Consider the following 17,797-nt stretch of genomic DNA (forward strand, 5'->3'; position numbering starts at 1 on the left):
CTCCGTCGCCTTTGTGCCGGTTTGGCGTTGTTCACACCCGACCGCGACGCCAGCAGGTGTGGCCGACCGGAATGCCGGGTACCGGAGTTTGAAATCCAACCGCCTGTCCACCAACACGACCGACGGGAGAACCAGATGGCTGAGCGCGGGGACGAGAGTCTGGTGCACACCCTCAAGAAGGTCGCCGCCGTGCTCAAGCAGTCCGAGATCCCGTTCGCCCTGGGCGGCAGCTTCGCCGTGTACGCCCACGGCGGTCACTCCAGCGAGCACGACGTCGACTTCCTGATCCGGGAGGCCGACGTGGAGCGGTCCCTCGAGGCACTGGTGGCCGCCGGCTTCGTGGCCGAGCGCCCACCGGAGGACTGGCTGGTGAAGGTCTTCGACGAGGGACGGATGGTGGACCTGATCCACCGGCCGATCGAGACGCCGGTGACCGAGGAGACGTTCGCCGACACGGTCATCCGGCCGGTGGACGCCATCCACATGCCGGTCCTGTCCGCGACCCAGCTGATGGTGCACAAGCTGCTCAGCTTCTCCCAGCACTACTGCGACTTCGCCCGCGGTCTGCCGCTGGCCCGGTCGCTGCGGGAGCAGATCGACTGGGAACGGGTACGCAAGGAGACGCAGCACTCGCCGTACGCCGAGGCGTTCCTGGTGCTGCTGGACCGGCTGGAGGTGGTGCCGACGGCCGGCACCCAGGCAGGAGAGGGGACATCGTGACCCACCAACGCGACAGCGGCGCCGGGCCGCCGGACGAGTACGTCGAGGCGGAGATCCAGCGGCTGCTGGCCGAGGACCCCGCCGTCGCCGAACAGGGGATCACCGTGGTCCGGCGGGAACGCGCACTCGTGCTCTACGGCGAGGTCGAGAGCCCGCACCGACGCGACGAGATCCTGCGCCGCGTGTCCGAGCGCTTCCCGGACGTGCCGATCACCAGCGACATCGGAGTGATCCGCGCCCAGGCGCCCACGGAGATCGAGCAACTGCCCTGAGGGAGGTTCCATGGTGATCCGGATCGCCGCCGTGGGCGACGTGCATCTGGACGAGGACGTGGTCGGCCGTTTCCGCCCGGCGTTGGAGGAGCTGCCGGACTGCGCCGACGTGCTGCTGCTGGCCGGGGACCTGACCCGGCACGGCACCGAGGCCGAGGCGCGCTGCGTGGCGCAGGAGTTCGGCGGGTTGGCCGTACCGGTGGTGACAGTGCTGGGCAACCACGACCACCAGTGTGACCAGGTGCCACAGGTGGTCAAGGTGCTCGAGGACGCGGGCATCACGGTGCTGGAGGGCAACGGCGTGGTGCTGGACTGCGCGGGTGGCCGACTGGGCATCGCCGGCGTCAAGGGCTTCGGCGGCGGGTTCGCCGGACGCTGCGCGAGCGACTTCGGCGAGCCGGAGATGAAGGCGTTCGTCCGGACCACCACCGACAGCGCGGACCGCCTCGGTGCGGCGCTGCGCTCACTGGACTGCGACATGCTCGTCGCGCTCACCCACTACTCACCGGTACCGGACACCCTCGCCGGCGAGCCGCTGGAGATCTACCCGTTCCTCGGGTCGTACCAGCTGGGGCAGGCGATCGACTCGGCGCCCACGGCGCTCGCCCTGCACGGGCACGCGCACGCCGGCAGTGAGCGCGGCACCACCCCCGGCGGCGTACGCGTGCGCAACGTCGCCCACCCCGTGATCAAGCAGGCGTACAGCGTCTTCCACGTCGGCGATCAACTTGACACGGACCAGGTTTCCCCGATCGGCCAGTCGGGTAGTCAGAGGTCATGGAGCTGATTCTCTGGATTCTCGCAGTCGTACTCGTGGTCGCCGGCATCCTCGCGCTGTTCCGCCGGCAGATCCTGTGGGGCATCGTCCTCATCGTTGTCGGGCTGTTGGTCGGCCCGGGTGGTGTCAGCATCTTCAATTGACGTTCGCACAACCTGAAAAAACACCGGGACCCGTCGGGGTCGCCGCGACCGGAGCTTTCGTCCTCCCGACAGAAGCACCGGCCGCGGCGGCCCCGGCGCTTTTTCGTGCGCCGGGTTTGACCTGACGCGCGGCGGAAATATCTCGGCCATGGAGACATCTCAGGACGCGCCGGTCGCCTCCGGCCGGCGCTCGTGGTGGGCCCTCGCCGGCTTCGCGGCGGCGGTCTTCGTGGCGGCCGCGGTCGGCGGCCTGGGGGTGCAGGGCACCACAGACGAGTACGCGAGCCTGCGCCAGCCCGGCTGGGCCCCGCCCTCGTGGCTCTTCGGCCCGGTCTGGACGCTGCTCTACGCGCTGATCGCGGTGGCCGGGTGGCTGGTCTGGCGGCGGGTCGGCTTCTCCCCCGCCCTCTGGGCCTGGACGGCCCAGCTCGTGCTCAACGCGATCTGGACGCCGCTCTTCTTCGGCGCGGGGCAGTACGGGCTGGCGTTCGCCGAGATCGTGGTGATGTGGCTGGCGATCGGCCTGACCGTTGTGCTGTTCGCCCGGGTCTCCCGCGTGGCGACCGCGCTGCTGCTGCCGTACTGGGCGTGGGTCACCTTCGCCGCCGCGCTGAACCTGTCGATCTGGCGGCTCAACGCCTGACCGTCACCAGCGTCGCCACTTCGGCAGGTCGCGCTGCGACATCAGCCGCCAGAAGCGCCGCATCCCGGAGCGGCGTACGCCCTGCCACGGGGCGCGTGCCTGCAGGGCGTAGCGGAACGTCGCCAGATCCGCCTGGCGGGCGCAGAAGTTCTGATCCATCTTGTGCGGCAACGGTTCCCCCTTCGCCGGGAGCGGGCAGAGCCGGAATTCGCAGTCGTCCAGGCAACTGGCTCCCGGGGTGCGGCCCTCGGTGGTGTGCACACTCCGCTCCGGTTCCAGGACGGATCGGTCGGTGGTCAGGCACGGCGGCAGCTCGCACCGGTCGGCCCGATGGAGCCGCTGCTCCCGTTGCGCCGCTGAGGCGCCCCGGTCGGCGAGGTTCAACAACAGCATCACGTCGGCCAGCAGGCGCTCCGCACGGGGGACGAGCACGCTCCAGCCCATCGAATCGGGGATCCACAGGTTCTGGATGCGGCGGACGTCCACCGAAGGGCTGCACGAGCCGACCCGGCTGGCGGTCTCGCTCTCGTCCACCCAGCAGAAGCGTTCGGGTTGACAAGTGACCAGCGCGGAGGTGCAGAGCCGAACCGTCTCCAGCAGGAACGGATGGGCCGTGCAGTTGCCCCGGCCGGGCACCTCGCTGCCCGCGGTGCGCAGCCAGTGGCGCACCAGGCCGACGGGGTTGGCGCCGTGCCCCTGGGCGGGCAACGGCTCGCCGGGGTCCATCGGCAGCGAGAGCAGCGTCAGGGCCTGAGTCAGAACGAGCTGGCTGTACCAGAACCGGGAGTGCCGCAACGCGAACTCGGCCTTCTCGATGAGGAAACTCCGGTCCGCGTCCCGCCGGCCGACCGGGAGGTAACGGATGTTGGCGGCGAGACGAAAGCCCTGGGCCAGCGCGATCTCCGACGCGATGTCCAGGTGCCGGTGGCCGTTGGCGTCGTACGCGGCGAGTTCTGCAAGCCACGCGTCGAGGTACGCCCCCGTCTCGCTCGTGAGGTCCTCCGGGCCCTCCGTGTCCCGGACCGTCGACAGGTGCAGCAGCGGCGCCACCCATCCCCGCAACTGGAGTTCCCGATCGGACGTGACCCTGGTGCCTCCCGCGCCCGGTTGCCGCCGGGGTGCCGGGCCGCCGACCTCACGCAGCGCCGCCGCGGCGTCCCGCCCACCAAGGCCGAGTTCCCGTGCGGCAGCGAGCCGCACCCGGTACGACCCCTCCTGTGTCGCCAAGCGGAAGAGCGCCAGGTAACCCGGTGGCGAGCACGAGCGTGCCCACGAGCGGTCACGCCGACGCCGATCGGTGATGAGCCGCGCGGCGTCGCCCCACCGTCGTATCAACGTCAGTTTGGCTTCGTCCAACGGGCGGTCCGGGGCCTCCTTCTCCTGGAACTCGTGCCACCGTTCCTCGATCTCCACCACCAGCCGGGAGTGCTCAGGTACGGGGGCAGCCGTGTCGATCTCCACCGCGGTCGCGTACATCTCCAGGCGCCAACAGCGGTTGCCCTGTCTACCAGCCAGGTCACGAAGCAGGATGACGATCTGTTCGACGTGGTTGACCTCCCCCGGCTCGGCAGGAGCCACCGGGCGGCGCGACCGTGCCCTCCGGTCGATTATCTTCGGCCCGCGGGAACGCAGGGTCAGCGCGATCAGAAGCTCCCGACTCGGCTCGGGAAGGACGAACTCGCGGATCAGCTCGGGTCCCAGGTCCGGTTCGGCGAGAAAGTCGACGCCGAGATAGGCCTGGATCACACCGTGCTGGAAGCGCAGGCCGTCCCCCTGCAGGTCCACGACGGACAATTCCCCGGCCTCGGTGACCGCTGCGGCCAGATCGTCACGACTCCTCACGTCGAGGCGTCCTTCGAGCCGGCTGGACAGCTTGCGGAAAATCTCGTTCCGCTCATGGTCCGGATCGGTCCACCGGCCCTCGCTGGTGAGGTCGTCGTACGTCACCTCCAGCGAGTTCAGCTTGAAGCCCACGCAGGCGAATGCGGACACCACGGCCAGCGCGTCCCGGCGCTCGTCCTCCCCGCGGGCGAAGTCCTCACAGATGTAGCCCTCCTCAAGCGCCCGTCGCCACGCCTCGAGCAGCTTCCACCGGATCGTCGAGCGGTCGGCCGGGCGTGCCGCACCACCAGGTTCCTGGTGCGCGTTGAGTTCGTAGGGCAGGCGGCCACACCTGTTGAGATCCCGGATGATCTTCAGGTAGAGCGGGGAATCGGTGACATCCGCAGCGTGGATCAGGTTGGCGACGGCGGCCCAGGACGAGCGGACCAGGCTGTCCTCGTCAGTCAGCCCGTAACCGAGCGCTGTCCCCTCGCTGAGCGGTTCCAACCCGACGATGACGGCGGGCATGCCGCGCAACGGGTCGTACGGGCGGGTGGCGACGATCAGCGGTAGGCGGTCCTGCGCAGCCTTGGTGAACGCCTCCCGCAGCACACTGTCGTGCTGGCTGCGCTCGCCCCCGCCACCCAACTCCTCCAGCCCGTCGGCGAGAACGGCGATCTGGTTGCTCCACCGGAGCTGCCGCCACAGTCGATCGGCCTGCCCGCCGCTGTACAGCCGAGCGTCGATGATCTGCTCGAACCTCTTCTTCGCCAGATCCTCGAAGTTGATGTCCTTCGGATCGGTCACGTCCCGTATCCGCAGCGGGATCGGCACAACGCCGCGAGCGGCCAGGAGGTGGGTCAGCTTGACCAGGACGGCGCTCTTGCCGGTACCAACGCCGCCGATGAGCACCATCGGGCACCGCACCTCGGGGCGGCGGATCCGTTCGACCAGGACCTCGCACAGCTCGTCGCGTCCGACGATGTCGGCGAGGACGTCGTTGGACGTGCTGACCAGATCCTCCGGGGAATCTCGGGCGACCCTGCGGTACCACCAGTACACACGGAACCGGATGAACAGATAGAAGCCCGCGAAGGCGAGGGCCAGAGCCACAAGCTTGTAGAGGAAGCCGCCGAGCTTCGCACACTGGCCGTCGTCGGCCCTGCCGCACCACCACGTCGTCTCAAGCCAGAAGATCGACAGGTTGCTCCCGCCGGGGTGGAGACGCCCGTACAGGACATTGGCCAGGGGAAGGACGAACTGGGTGAGGAGCCAGACGGCAGTGATCACTCCCGCGCCGATTGCCAGCGCCAACCACCACCACGGGTGATGCCACCAGCGTGCCGGGGCGGCCGGCCGCGCAGCTCGGAGTCGTCGTTCCGGCTGCTCCCGACCCTGGTACCAGATGGTGGCCCGCCGCGCGGCCGCCGACCACCAGATGCGGGGGTCCACAGCCACCCTCGCCAGAGCGGACCGCGCATCAGTCGCACCCCCGTCCGTCGAAGGCACCGCACCCACGGGCGAGGGAAGCTCACAAATCGCCCTGATCGAGGCTAACCCGCACTTTCCACGCCTGCGGGGCGTACGACTGAACTCGTCTCTGGTTCGGCAGGCGGGCCGAGGCAGCCCTCCCCGGTCAGGGAAGGTTGCCTCGGCCGGTCGGGAGACGCTCCGGTGGGCCCGACGGTCGCTCCGCGCTCAGCAGCGGGGTACGCCGGGGATGTAGCCGTCGGAGCCGGTGTAGACGTACGCGTCGGCGATGTAGCGGCCGGAGCCGATGCGGTCCCAGATCGTGCTGGTGCCGTAGGTGCCGGTGACGCTGGTGCCACTGGTCTGGCAGGCGATGGTGACCCGGGTGCCGTCGGCGACCGTGCCCACCGAGGCGTACCCGGTGCCGGGGCCGGAGCGGACGGTCAATGGTGTGCCGCTGGTGTCGACAGTGCCGTTGCCGGTGCCTGAGGAGCAGCCGTTGTCGCTGGTGTAGCTCTTGGTGCCCCAGTACAGCGCGAGGGTGCCGTTGAACCTCACCTGGATGTCGCTGCCGTTGAGTCGCTGCTCGTAGTGCAGGTGCGGGCCGGTCGACCCGCCGGTGCTGCCCACCCAGCCGAGCACCTTGCCGTAGCCCACCGTCTGGCCGACGGAGACGTTGAAGCCGTTGAGGTGCGCGTAGTAGGTGCTGTAACCACCCCCGTGGTTGATCCGGACGTATTTGCCGTAGCTCGTGCCGCCGAGGTCGGTCACCCGGTCGACGGTGCCGGGGGCGCTGGCGACCACCGGGTCACCGAGGTCGTCGGTTCGGTTGAAGTCGACGGCGTACGCCGGGCTGTGATCGGACCGGGTCTGCCCGGACCAGGACTGACCGCACGGGAACGGCACCTTGAAGGTCGGCGCGGCCAGCGCCGGGCTCGCCGGTGTGAGCACTCCTCCGACGAGCAGACCGGTCACGAGCAGGCTGATCCACCGCTTGCGCATACAGCTCCTCCTATGTCGAAAACCTTCGATGAGGTGGCGTCAGCCTGACAGATATCGTCAATCTTCGAAAGAGTCGGAGATCTGGCCCGGGAGCGCGCCCACGAGGAGGCCCCGAGGTTTCCGGATTGTTACTCGGTCGTGTCTGACAGGGGGTGGACCGGGACCGGATGCAAGCGCTTACATGTGTGGCACGCCCAATCGGACCGGCGACTGGTCATCGAGCACGACCGCGCCGGCTAGGAAGGAGGACGGCATGGCGGTCTTTACCAGACCACGCCAGGCCTTCGTGATCGCCGGTGCACTCGGGCTGGCGCTCAGCGCCACCGCTTGCGGTACCGGTGACGACAAGAAGAGCGACAAGGCGGGCTCCGCGGAGTGCGCCGCATACGAGAAGTACCAGGGCAATGACGGCAAGAAGGTCTCCATCTACGCGTCCATCCGTGACGCCGAGGCCGATCTGCTGGAGCGGTCGTGGTCGCAGTTCACGGACTGCACCGGCATCGAGATCGCGTACGAGGGCAGCGGCGAGTTCGAGGCGCAGCTCCCCGTGCGGGTCGACGGCGGCAACGCCCCCGACATCGCCTTCGTGCCCCAGCCGGGCCTCGTGAAGCGGTTCGCGGACGCCGGCAAGCTGAAGTCCCTCGGCGCCGACACCAAGGCCATGGCCGAGCAGAACATGCCGGCCGACTGGCTGAAGTACGGCACCGTCAACGGGACGCTCTACGGCGTGCCGCTCGGCGCGAACGTCAAGTCCTTCGTCTGGTACTCGCCCAAGACCTTCAAGGAGAAGGGCTGGGAGGTTCCGACCAGCTGGGACCAGCTCATCGCACTGAGCGACAAGATCGCAGCCAGCGGCATGAAGCCGTGGTGCGCGGGCGTCGAGTCCGGCGACGCCACCGGCTGGCCGGCCACCGACTGGATCGAGGACGTGCTCCTGCGGACGGCGGGCGCCGAGGTCTACGACCAGTGGACCACCCACGCGATCCCGTTCAACGACCCGCGGGTCGTCGAGGCGGTCGACCGCGCCGGCACCATCCTCAAGAACGAGAAGTACGTCAACGGCGGCTTCGGCGGCGTCAAGAGCATCACCACCACCGCCTTCCAGGAGGCGGGCCTGCCGGTCGTCAACGGCAAGTGCGCCATGCACCGCCAGGCGTCCTTCTACGCCAACCAGTTCCCTGAGGGCACCAAGGTGGCCGAGGACGGCGACGCGTTCGCCTTCTACTTCCCGGCCATCGACGCGGCCAAGGGCAAGCCGGTCCTCGGCGCTGGCGAGTTCGTCGTCGCGTACGCCGACCGCCCCGAGGTGCAGGCGGTGCAGACGTACCTCGCCTCCGCCGAGTACGTGAACAGCCGCGCGAAGCTCGGCAACTGGGTCACGGCGAACAACAAGCTGGACATCGCCAACGTGGCCAGCCCGATCGACAAGCTCTCCGTCCAGATCCTGCAGGACAAGAGCGGCACCTTCCGCTTCGACGGATCCGACCTGATGCCGGCCGCCGTCGGCGCGGGGACGTTCTGGAAGGGCATGGTCGACTGGATCAACGGCAAGGACACCGCGACGGTGCTCCAGGGCATCGAAAGCAGCTGGCCGAAGTGATCCCGGCGGTGGCCCGGCCCGCGATCGCGGGCCGGGCCACCGGCCCCTTTGACCCGAGAGGGAGGGTTGATGGAGTTCGACTTCGCCGATCAGCAGCCGAAGCTCCTCATGCTGATGTACGGGCTGATCGCCTTCGTGGTGGTGGTGGGCGGTCTGCTCCTGCTGCTCGACGTCGTGCCGGCCCAGTTCGCCCGTCGACGGGAGGCCCAGCTCGTCGCCGCCTCCGTGGGCGGGGGGCCGCTGCCCCGCCGACGCAAGCAGCGGGAAGGGCTCTTCGCGTTCTTCTTCCTGCTGCCGACGCTGCTGCTGCTCACCATCGGCCTGGTCGTGCCGGCCATCCGCACCGTGCTGCTCTCCCTGATGGACGGGAGTAGCACCAACTGGGTGGGGCTGCGCAACTACGGCTGGATGTTCTCCGAAGACTCGATCGTCCGGGTCCTGATCAACACCCTGATCTGGGTGCTCCTGGTCCCGCTGGTGGCGACCACATTCGGCCTGATCTACGCCGTGCTGGTGGACAAGGTCCGCTTCGAGGCGGTGGCCAAGTCACTGGTCTTCCTACCGATGGCCATCTCCTTCGTCGGCGCCAGCATCATCTGGAAGTTCGTCTACGCCTTCCGTGGCGTCGGAGACCAGATCGGCCTGCTCAACCAGATCGTGGTGAGTCTCGGCGGTGAGCCCAAGCAGTGGTTGCTGAATTCACCCCTTAACACGCTGCTGCTGATCGTCATCATGGTCTGGATCCAGGCCGGCTTCGCCATGGTGATCCTCTCCGCCGCGATCAAGGCGATCCCCGGGGACATCGTGGAGGCCGCCCGCCTCGACGGGGTCAGCCCCTGGCAGATGTTCTGGCGGATCACCATGCCGAGCATCCGGCCGGCGCTGATCGTGGTGGTGGTGACAATTTCGATCGCCACCCTCAAGGTCTTCGACATCGTCCGGACCGCGACCAACGGCAACTACGACACCAGCGTGATCGCCACCGACATGTACAACCAGGCCTTCCGGTACGGCCAGAGCGGCCGGGGTTCCGCGCTGGCGGTCTTCCTCTTCATCCTGGTCATCCCGATCGTGATCTACCAGGTCCGCAACCTCCGTCAACAGCGGGAGGGCTGAGATGACGACCGCAACGCCCACCGTCGCCGCCGGCACCCAGAAGACCGGCGGCACCCCGTCCACCGCCGCAGGCCGGGTCCGCAAGCGGTTGAACAGCCGCACCGCGACGCTCGTCTCGATCGTCATCGCGGTGGTCTGGACCATCCCGACCTTCGGCCTCTTCGTCTCCTCCCTCCGGCCGGAGGACGAGATCAAGACCACCGGCTGGTGGACAGCCTTCACCAACCCGCAGTTCACTCTGGAGAACTACCAGCAGGTCCTGTTCGGGCAGTCGTCGTCGTCCGGGCAGCTCGCCGGGTACTTCATCAACTCGCTGGCGATCACCATCCCGTCGGTGCTCTTCCCGATCGCCTTCGCGTGCCTGGCCGCGTACGCGCTGGCGTGGATCAACTTCCGTGGCCGGGACTGGCTCTACATCGCGATCTTCGCGTTGCAGATCGTGCCACTGCAGATGGCTCTGGTGCCGTTGCTGAGGTTCTTCTCCACCGGGGTGTCCGTCGGCGGCATCACCCTGATGCCGGCCTGGGATCTGGTCGACGAACAGAAGTTCGCCCAGGTGTGGTTCGCGCACACCTGCTTCGCGCTCCCGTTCGCCGTCTTCCTGCTGCACAACTTCATCTCGCAACTGCCCGGAGACCTGATGGAGGCGGCCCGGGTGGACGGTGCCACCCACCCGAAGATCTTCCGCACCATCGTGCTGCCGCTGATCACTCCGGCGCTGGCCGCGATCGGCATCTTCCAGTTCCTCTGGGTCTGGAACGACCTGCTGGTCGCGCTGATCTTTGCCGGCGGGAGTGACGAAACCGCCCCGCTCACCGTCCGGCTCGCCGAGATGGCCGGCACCCGGGGCAACGAGTGGCAGCGATTGACCGCCGGTGCGTTCGTCTCGATCGTCGTACCCCTCATCGTGTTCCTGTCCCTACAGCGCTTCTTCGTGCGAGGTCTGCTCGCCGGCAGCGTCAAGGGCTGACCGCGCGCCCGCCGCCGTCTGGCCCCTTGGACGGCGGCGGGCGCCGGGCACCGAGCGGGGGAAACCGTGACGAGGATCGATGATGTGGCCCGGCTGGCGGGAGTGTCCACGGCCACCGTCTCGCGGGCACTGCGCGGACTGCCGACGGTCTCGGCCGCCACCCGGCGCAGGGTGCTCGCCGCCGCCGAACAACTCGACTACGAGGTCTCGCCGAGCGCGTCCCGGCTGGCCGGTGGCCGGACCGGCACGGTGGCGGTGGTGGTCCCCCGGATCACCCGCTGGTTCTTCAGCACCGTCGTCGAGGCGGTCGAGGAGTACCTCCACGACTCCGGCTACGACCTGTTGCTCTACAACCTGGGCGGCCGGGAGCAGGTACGCCAGCGGGTGCTGCGGACGGCCAACCTGCACAAGCGGGTGGACGCCATCATGCTCGTCGCCACACCGCTGCGGCCGGCGGACCTGACCGCTCTGGCCAGCTTGGACCTGCCCGGGGTGACCATCAGCTCGGGCAGCCGCGTCCCCCGGTGGCCGTGCGTACGGATCGACGACGTGGCCGCCGCGCGGACCGCCACCCGGCACCTTCTCGACCTCGGCCACCAGCGGATCGCGCACATCTCCGGCGACCCCGACGACGAATTGGCCTTCACCACCCACCTTGATCGACGCCGCGGCTACCAGGCGGAGCTGCGGGCGGCCGGTCTGCGCCCGGACCCGAGCCTGGACGTCGAGTCGACGTTCACCATCGACGGCGGCAACCGGGCCACCGCCGAACTGCTGGCACGTGGTGGCCCGCCACCGACCGCGATCGTCGCGGCCTGCGACGAGATGGCGATGGGCGCGTTGACCGCGCTGCGCGACGCCGGGCTGCGGGTGCCGCAGGACGTCAGCGTGATCGGCATCGACGACCACGACCTGGCTGGCGTGCTGGGGCTCAGCACCGTCACCCAGCCCGCCGCCGAGCAGGGCCGGCTGGCGGCGCGAATCCTGCTCGACCCGCTCGGCGCCCGCACCCTGGGCCCGGTCGTCGGCCAGCGCGGCGCTGACGGCGACACACCGGTGATCCTGCCCACTCGGCTGGTCGTCCGGGACTCCACCGCGCCACCCCGGGCACACTGACACTTCACCAACGCGACACGGGAGACGACCCTGAACACCGATCCGACGCAGCAGCCCTCCTCCGGTCACCCGGTCACCGGGTGGTGGACCGAGGCCGCCATCTACCAGATCTACCCCCGCTCGTTCGCCGACTCCGACGGCGACGGAATCGGTGACCTGCCGGGCATCACCGCCCGCCTCGACCACCTGGTCGAGCTGGGCGTCGACGCGGTGTGGCTCTCCCCCTTCTACCCGTCGCCGCAGGCCGACGCGGGCTACGACGTGGCCGACTACCGCGACATCGATCCGCTGTTCGGCACCCTCGCCGACGCGGACAAGCTGATCGCCGAGGCGCGCTCGCGCGGCCTGCGGGTGATCGTCGACCTCGTACCGAACCACACGTCCTCGGCGCACCGCTGGTTCCAGGCGGCGCTGCCGGCCGCACCGGGCAGCCCGGAACGGTCCCGCTACGTCTTCCGGGACGGCCGGGGACCGGACGGCGACCAGCCGCCGAACGACTGGCAGAGCGTCTTCGGCGGTCCGGCCTGGACGCGCACCGTCGACCCGGACGGGCGCCCCGGCCAGTGGTACCTGCACCTGTTCGACACCGGCCAGCCGGACCTCAACTGGGACAACCCGGAGGTGCACGCGGAGTTCCTGGACGTGCTGCGGTTCTGGCTGGACCGTGGGGTGGACGGCTTCCGGGTCGACGTGGCGCACGGCCTGGTCAAGCAGGCCGACCTGGCCGACTGGCAGGAACCGCAGGAGATCCTCTCCGGCAACGAGGTGGACAAGCAGCGCCCGCCGATGTGGGACCAGGAGGGCGTACACGAGATCTACCGGCAGTGGCGGCAGGTCCTGGACAGCTACCCCGGCGAGCGGGTGCTCGTCGCCGAGGCGTGGGTGGAGCCCGCCGAGCGGCTGGCCCGCTACGTCCGCCCGGACGAGATGCACCAGGCGTTCAACTTCGAGTACCTGCTCGCGGCGTGGACCGCACCGGCCCAGTACGCCGTGATCACCCGCTCGTTGGAGGCGACCGACTCGGTCGGCGCGCCGACCACCTGGGTGCTGTCCAACCACGACGTGGTGCGGCACGCCTCCCGTCTGGGCCTGCCGGTGGCCGGCGGCCGGCCCAACGGCATCGGCATCGGCGACCCGCAGCCGGACGCCGCGCTCGGCCTGCGCCGGGCCCGCGCGGCCACCCTGCTGATGCTCGCCCTGCCCGGCTCCGCGTACCTCTACCAGGGCGAGGAACTGGGGCTGCCCGAGCACACCACGATGCCCGACGAGGCCCGGCAGGACCCGACCTGGGCGCGGAGCGGGCACACCCAGCGTGGCCGGGACGGCTGCCGGGTGCCGATCCCGTGGGAGGCCGACGCCCCGTCGTACGGCTTCGGGCCGACCGACGCGAGCTGGCTGCCACAGCCCGCGCTCTGGGCGGAGTACGCCCTGGACCGGCAGCGCGGCGTGCCCGGCTCGACGTACGAGCTGTACCGCACCGCGCTGCGGCTGCGCCGCGCCCACGGGCTGGGCCGGGGCACGCTGGAGTGGCTGTCGTCCGGCGACGAGGTGCTGACCTTCCGCAACGGTGAGCTGACGGTGCTGACCAACTTCGGCGACGCCCCGGTGCCGGTTCCGGCCGGTGCCGAGGTGCTGGCCGCCAGCGGGCCGCTGGACGACGGCGCGGTCCCGACCGACGTGACAGTCTGGCTGCGCGGCTGACCCCGTACCCGCGTCCCGACCCGACCGGCCCGTCCGCCGAACTGTGCTTCGCGGGCGGGCCGGCGGGGTGGCCGGCGTCGCTTTGGAGCTGATGTCGTGAACGAATCACGGGAGAGCCGAGCGGCCGAGAGTCCTCAGAGGCGGTCGGCGCGGGCGTGCAGCAGGTCGTGCACGTTGTCGATGTCCGCCGGTGAGGTCCGCGAGGCGAGCCAGTACATGATGCCGGTGGGGATGAAGAACAGCTGGAACGCGGCCAACCCGACGGCGAAGTTCAACGGCGGCGGGAACGCCGAACGCAGGCCCTGGAAGGCTGCCCCGACCAACCCGTTGCCGGCCGCCCGACCGACACCGTTGACCAGGTTGCCCATGCTGTAGACGGTGCCCCGGTGCTCCGGCGGGTTCACGTCGGCGATCAACGCGAACCAGTTCGGCGAATTGGCCGAGGTCAGCGCGAGCGCCACGATCGCGGTGAGCAGGCTCAGCCCGACCGTCGGTTCGGTGAACACACTGGCCAGCACCGCACCGACCACCGCTCCCCCGCCCGCGCCGTCGGGCACGTCGATGGTCACCGGAACGAAGAACAACACCAGGTAGAACGGCAACGCGGCGAGGATGCCGACAGCTGCGACAAGCGCACGGCCCCTCGGGGTACGCCGCTGCACGGCGTCACCGATCAGCCCGCCCACGATGGAGAGCACCCCGCCGAGCTGGAACAACGTGGCGAAGACGCTGCCCACCACCACGGCTGTCGATTCCGAGTAGCCCTGGGCCTCGGCCCGTTCGGCGAACAGCACCGGCAGCCAGACCAGCGAGCCGAACGCCGCCTGCGCGGTCAGGCCCTGCAGGATCAGCCACAGGTTGGTCCGCCGGGCCAGGATGCGCGGCAGATCGGCCCGGCTGATCCGGTAGTCGTACTCGGCGCCGGCGTTCAACGCGCCGGCCAGCTCCGGTTCGCTCTGGCCCCGCCGGATGTCGTAGGTGAACAGGTACGCCAGGGTGGCGGCCAGGCCCACACCGGTCAGCAGCAGGAACGGCCGCCGCCAGTCACTGGCCCCGAGCAGCCCTCCGAGGAGCGTTCCCGCGAGGGTCCCGACCCCCTGGGACAGCCCCCAGAAGCTCATCACCAGCCCTCGCCGGGTCGGCGAGATCAGGTCCGTGACCACCGAGTAGCCCACCGAACCGACCGCACCGAGGCCGACCGCCGCGACGAGTTGGGCGGCCAGGAACGTGACGTACCCGCCGGCGAGCGCGCTACCGCCGGTGCCCGCCGCCCACAGCAGCGTGCCCACCATGAGCAGCGGCTTGCGGTTGGTCCGGTCCCCGACGTACGCCCAGCCGACCGAGGCGACCGCACTGATCAGGAAGCTGACCGCGGTGACCAGACCCAGCAGCCCCGTGGACACGTCGAACTCGTCCGCGATCGGCCCGTACAGCGGCGGAACCAGCCCGATCGCCACGTTGTCCAGGGAGGCGAGCAGCACGAACACGACGACGCTGTACAGCCGGTGGGTCCGGCCACCGCCCCGGCCGTGCGGGCGTCGGCCGGGCTGGGTCCCGCCACTGCTCACGGTCATGACGGGCAGCCAACCAGACTCCGGTACGGCGATCGTCACGCGGGTGGGCGCCGGCCGGCTCCCACCCGCGTCGACTCCGACCGGTCAGCGGCGGTCGAGGACCAGTCCGCTCGCTGCCGCGTACCGCTCGCGGACGGCGGGCACGGGCTCGGCCGCGTACTCCTCGGTGCCCTTGAGCTCCCACACCGGCGGCGTCGGACCGCCCAGGGCGACCCAGGCGGCCTGCCGGGCCGCGCCGTCGGCGACGTACTCCCCCGCTGGTGGGACGACCACCGGGCAGCCGAAGACCTGCGGCGCGATCCGGCGAACGGCGGCGGACCGGGCGCCGCCGCCGACCAGGATGACCCGGCGGACGGTGGCACCCTGCGCGGTCAGCGCGTCCAGGCCGTCGGCGAGCGCGCAGAGCATCCCCTCCACGGCGGCCCGCGCGAGGTGCGCGGGGGTCGACGTGCGCAGGGTCAGGCCGTGCACCGCGCCGGTGGCGAGTGGACGGTTCGGCGTCCGCTCCCCCTCCAGGTACGGCACCATGACCAGCCCGTCGGCGCCGGCCGGCGCGGAGAGCGCCAGCTCGGCCAGCTCGTCCAGGCCGACGCCGAGCAGCGCGGCGGCGGCATCCAGCACCCGGGCGGCGTTGAGCGTGGCGACCAGCGGTAGGAAACGACCGGACGCGTCGGCGAAACCCGCCACCGCACCGCTCTCGTCGGCGGCCGGCACGTCGGCGACGCTGAACACGGTGCCGGAGGTGCCGATGGAGACGATCACGTCACCCGGCCCGGCGCCGACGCCGAGCGCGGCGGCGGCGTTGTCCCCGGTGCCCGCGCCGAGCAGCGCGCCGCCCGACCCACCCAGCTCGTCGGCGAGTCTGCCCGCCGACTCCGCCGGACCGAGCACCTGGGGCACCACCAACCGCCGGCCGAAGCCCCGCTCCAGCAGGTCCATCCGGTAGTCGCCGGTGGCCGGCGACCAGTAGCTGGTGCCGCTGGCGTCACCCCTGTCGGTACGCAACGCGTCCAACCCCGCTGCGCCGGCCAGTCGCCAGGTCAGCCAGTCGTGCGGCAGGCACACCGCCGCCACCCGGGCGGCCAGCTCCGGCTCGTGGGTGGCCAGCCACCGCAGCTTGGTGAGGGTGAAGCTGGCCACCGGCACACTTCCGGTGGCCTCGGCCCAGAACCGACGCCCGACCGCGCCGCCGCCGGCCTCCTCGATGAGGTCGGCGGCGGCGTCGGCGGATCGGGTGTCGTTCCACAGCAGCGCCGGGCGGACCACCCGGCCGCCCTCGTCGAGGCAGACCATGCCGTGCTGCTGGCCGGCGACGGAGACCGCCGCCACGTCGGCCAGCCCGCCGGCCTGGTCGGCGGCGCTGCGCAGCGCCTGCCACCAGGCTTCCGGGTCGACCTCCGTGCCGTCCGGGTGCGGCGCCCGGCCCTGCCGGAGCAGGGCACCGGTCTCCGCGTCCCGGATCACCACCTTGCAGGACTGGGTGGACGAGTCAACGCCCGCGACCAGCGGCATGGCGGGGCCTCAGCGGGCGCCGAGCAGGTGCTCGACGGCGAGCTGGTTGAGCCGGACGAAGGCGAAGCCCCGGGCGGCCACCGCGTCGACGTCGACGTCCTCGAACGCGGACCGGTCGGCCAGGAACTCCTCGTAGCCCTCGCCCTCGCCGAGCGTCGGCGTGCTCAGCTCGCCGACCTTGCTGGCGGCGAGCGCCTCGATCACCTCGGGGTCGGCGCGGAACGCCGCCGCACGCTCCTTGAGCAGCAGGTAGGTGCTCATGTTGGCCGCCGCGGAGGCCCACACGCCATCCATGTCCTCGGTACGGGAAGGCTTGTAGTCGAAGTGCCGCGGCCCGTCGTAGGTCGGCCCGCCGTTCGGGCTGCCGTTCTCCAGCAGGTCCACCAGGGCGAACGCGTTCATCAGGTCACCGTGGCCGAAGACCAGGTCCTGGTCGTACTTGATGCCGCGCTGGCCGTTGAGGTCCAGGTGGAACAGCTTGCCCTGCCAGAGAGCCTGGGCGATGCCGTGGGCGTAGTTGAGCCCGGCCATCTGCTCGTGGCCGACCTCCGGGTTGAGGCCGACCATCTCCGGGTGGGCCAGCTGGGAGATGAAGCCGAGCGCGTGCCCGATGGTGGGCAGCAGGATGTCGCCGCGCGGCTCGTTGGGCTTGGGCTCCAGGGCGAACCGCAGGTTGTAGCCCTTGTCGATGACGTACTGGGTGAGCAGGTCCACGGCCTCGCGGTAGCGGTCCAGCGCGGCGCGGACGTCCTTGGCGACGTCGTACTCGGAGCCCTCGCGGCCACCCCACATGACGAAGGTGCTCGCGCCCAGCTGGGCGGCGAGGTCGACGTTGCGCAGCACCTTGCGAAGGGCGAAGCGGCGGACGTCGCGGTCGTTGCTGGTGAAGCCGCCGTCCTTGAAGATCGGGTGGGTGAAGAGGTTGGTGGTGACCATGGGCACCACGAGGCCGGTCTCGTCCAGGGCCTTGCGGAACCGGGCGATGTGCTGATCCCGGGTGGCGGCGTCGGCGCCGAACGGGATCAGGTCGTCGTCGTGGAAGGTGATGCCGTACGCGCCGAGCTCGGCGAGCCGGTGCACTGCCTCGACCGCGTCGAGCTCGGGACGGGTCGCGTCACCGAACGGGTCGCGGGCCTGCCAGCCCACGGTCCAGAGCCCGAAGGAGAACTTGTCGGCGGGGGTGGGACGGGGTGCCATGAGCAACCTCCGGGGTGGTGGTGTCCGCTATTTGTTCAGCGATTGAATTATTTGCCCGCCCTATGGCACTGTCAAGGGGTGAGCCCCACCCACGCCCCGGCCGGCGCAGTCCGTCAGGGCAGCCTGCGCGAACTCAACCTCGCCCTGGTGCTCGGCCGGATC

At 70.3% G+C, this 17,797-nt stretch carries 15 protein-coding genes; 10 read left to right on the forward strand and 5 right to left on the reverse strand.

The features are described 5' to 3' along the window. The first annotated feature begins 93 nt into the window (after positions 1–93). The 5 genes from FHG89_RS07205 to FHG89_RS07220 all read left to right on the forward strand — a co-directional run bounded on the left by FHG89_RS07205 (position 94) and on the right by FHG89_RS07220 (position 2,556). Positions 94–720, forward strand: coding sequence for a nucleotidyltransferase (locus FHG89_RS07205; protein ID WP_280116053.1), 627 nt, complete (start codon positions 94–96; stop codon positions 718–720). Next, complete coding sequence (locus FHG89_RS07210; protein ID WP_139583578.1) at positions 717–992, forward strand: BON domain-containing protein; 276 nt, start codon at positions 717–719, stop codon at positions 990–992. The genes FHG89_RS07205 and FHG89_RS07210 overlap by 4 nt, the downstream gene beginning before the upstream one ends. Positions 993–1,002: 10 nt before the next feature. After that, positions 1,003–1,779: a metallophosphoesterase family protein gene (locus tag FHG89_RS07215; protein WP_139583579.1), complete on the forward strand. Its 777-nt coding sequence runs from the start codon at positions 1,003–1,005 to the stop codon at positions 1,777–1,779. Next, the gene (locus FHG89_RS32825; RefSeq protein WP_007464364.1) at positions 1,770–1,913 is read left to right on the forward strand and encodes a GPGG-motif small membrane protein; all 144 of its coding nucleotides are present in this window, start codon (positions 1,770–1,772) and stop codon (positions 1,911–1,913) included. Before FHG89_RS07215 ends, FHG89_RS32825 begins: the two co-directional genes overlap by 10 nt. Before the next feature lie 148 nt (positions 1,914–2,061). Then, on the forward strand, positions 2,062–2,556 hold the full coding sequence (locus FHG89_RS07220; protein ID WP_139583580.1) for a TspO/MBR family protein: 495 nt from the start codon (positions 2,062–2,064) through the stop codon (positions 2,554–2,556). 3 nt (positions 2,557–2,559) lie between these two features. Here FHG89_RS07220 and FHG89_RS32830 read toward each other — a convergent pair whose 3' ends face one another. Next, positions 2,560–5,835, reverse strand: coding sequence for a hypothetical protein (locus FHG89_RS32830; protein ID WP_167517355.1), 3,276 nt, complete (start codon positions 5,833–5,835; stop codon positions 2,560–2,562). 240 nt (positions 5,836–6,075) lie between these two features. After that, a complete protein-coding gene (locus tag FHG89_RS07230) occupies positions 6,076–6,849 on the reverse strand; it encodes a M23 family metallopeptidase (protein ID WP_139583581.1) in 774 nt (257 codons plus the stop codon). A gap of 253 nt (positions 6,850–7,102) precedes the next feature. Between FHG89_RS07230 and FHG89_RS07235 the strand changes: the two genes are divergently transcribed. The 5 genes from FHG89_RS07235 (at position 7,103) to FHG89_RS07255 (ending at position 13,352) form a co-directional block, all read left to right on the forward strand. Beyond that, positions 7,103–8,449, forward strand: coding sequence for an ABC transporter substrate-binding protein (locus FHG89_RS07235; RefSeq protein WP_139583582.1), 1,347 nt, complete (start codon positions 7,103–7,105; stop codon positions 8,447–8,449). Positions 8,450–8,518: 69 nt separating this feature from the next. After that, entirely contained in the window at positions 8,519–9,565 is a 1,047-nt protein-coding gene (locus FHG89_RS07240; protein ID WP_139583583.1) for a carbohydrate ABC transporter permease, read from the forward strand. 1 nt (position 9,566) lies between these two features. Further along, positions 9,567–10,535 carry a carbohydrate ABC transporter permease gene (locus FHG89_RS07245; RefSeq protein WP_139583584.1) on the forward strand — a complete coding sequence of 323 codons (969 nt, stop codon included), beginning with the start codon at positions 9,567–9,569 and terminating at the stop codon, positions 10,533–10,535. A 66-nt stretch (positions 10,536–10,601) separates the two neighbouring features. After that, positions 10,602–11,651 (forward strand): LacI family DNA-binding transcriptional regulator, encoded by a 1,050-nt coding sequence (locus FHG89_RS07250; RefSeq protein WP_139583585.1) that lies wholly within the window; start codon positions 10,602–10,604, stop codon positions 11,649–11,651. Between the two features lie 30 nt (positions 11,652–11,681). Continuing rightward, the gene (locus tag FHG89_RS07255; RefSeq protein ID WP_139583586.1) at positions 11,682–13,352 is read left to right on the forward strand and encodes a glycoside hydrolase family 13 protein; all 1,671 of its coding nucleotides are present in this window, start codon (positions 11,682–11,684) and stop codon (positions 13,350–13,352) included. Positions 13,353–13,486: 134 nt separating this feature from the next. Here FHG89_RS07255 and FHG89_RS07260 read toward each other — a convergent pair whose 3' ends face one another. The 3 genes from FHG89_RS07260 to xylA form a co-directional block, all read right to left on the reverse strand. Next, positions 13,487–14,926, reverse strand: a complete 1,440-nt coding sequence (locus tag FHG89_RS07260; RefSeq protein WP_139583587.1) for an MFS transporter — start codon at positions 14,924–14,926, stop codon at positions 13,487–13,489. Between the two features lie 84 nt (positions 14,927–15,010). Continuing rightward, positions 15,011–16,438, reverse strand: a complete 1,428-nt coding sequence (gene xylB / locus FHG89_RS07265; RefSeq protein ID WP_139583588.1) for a xylulokinase — start codon at positions 16,436–16,438, stop codon at positions 15,011–15,013. 9 nt (positions 16,439–16,447) lie between these two features. After that, positions 16,448–17,635, reverse strand: coding sequence for a xylose isomerase (xylA, locus tag FHG89_RS07270; protein WP_139583589.1), 1,188 nt, complete (start codon positions 17,633–17,635; stop codon positions 16,448–16,450). Positions 17,636–17,797: the final 162 nt, after the last annotated feature.

Source organism: Micromonospora orduensis (assembly GCF_006228125.1).
GTDB classification, from domain to species: Bacteria; Actinomycetota; Actinomycetes; order Mycobacteriales; family Micromonosporaceae; genus Micromonospora; species Micromonospora orduensis.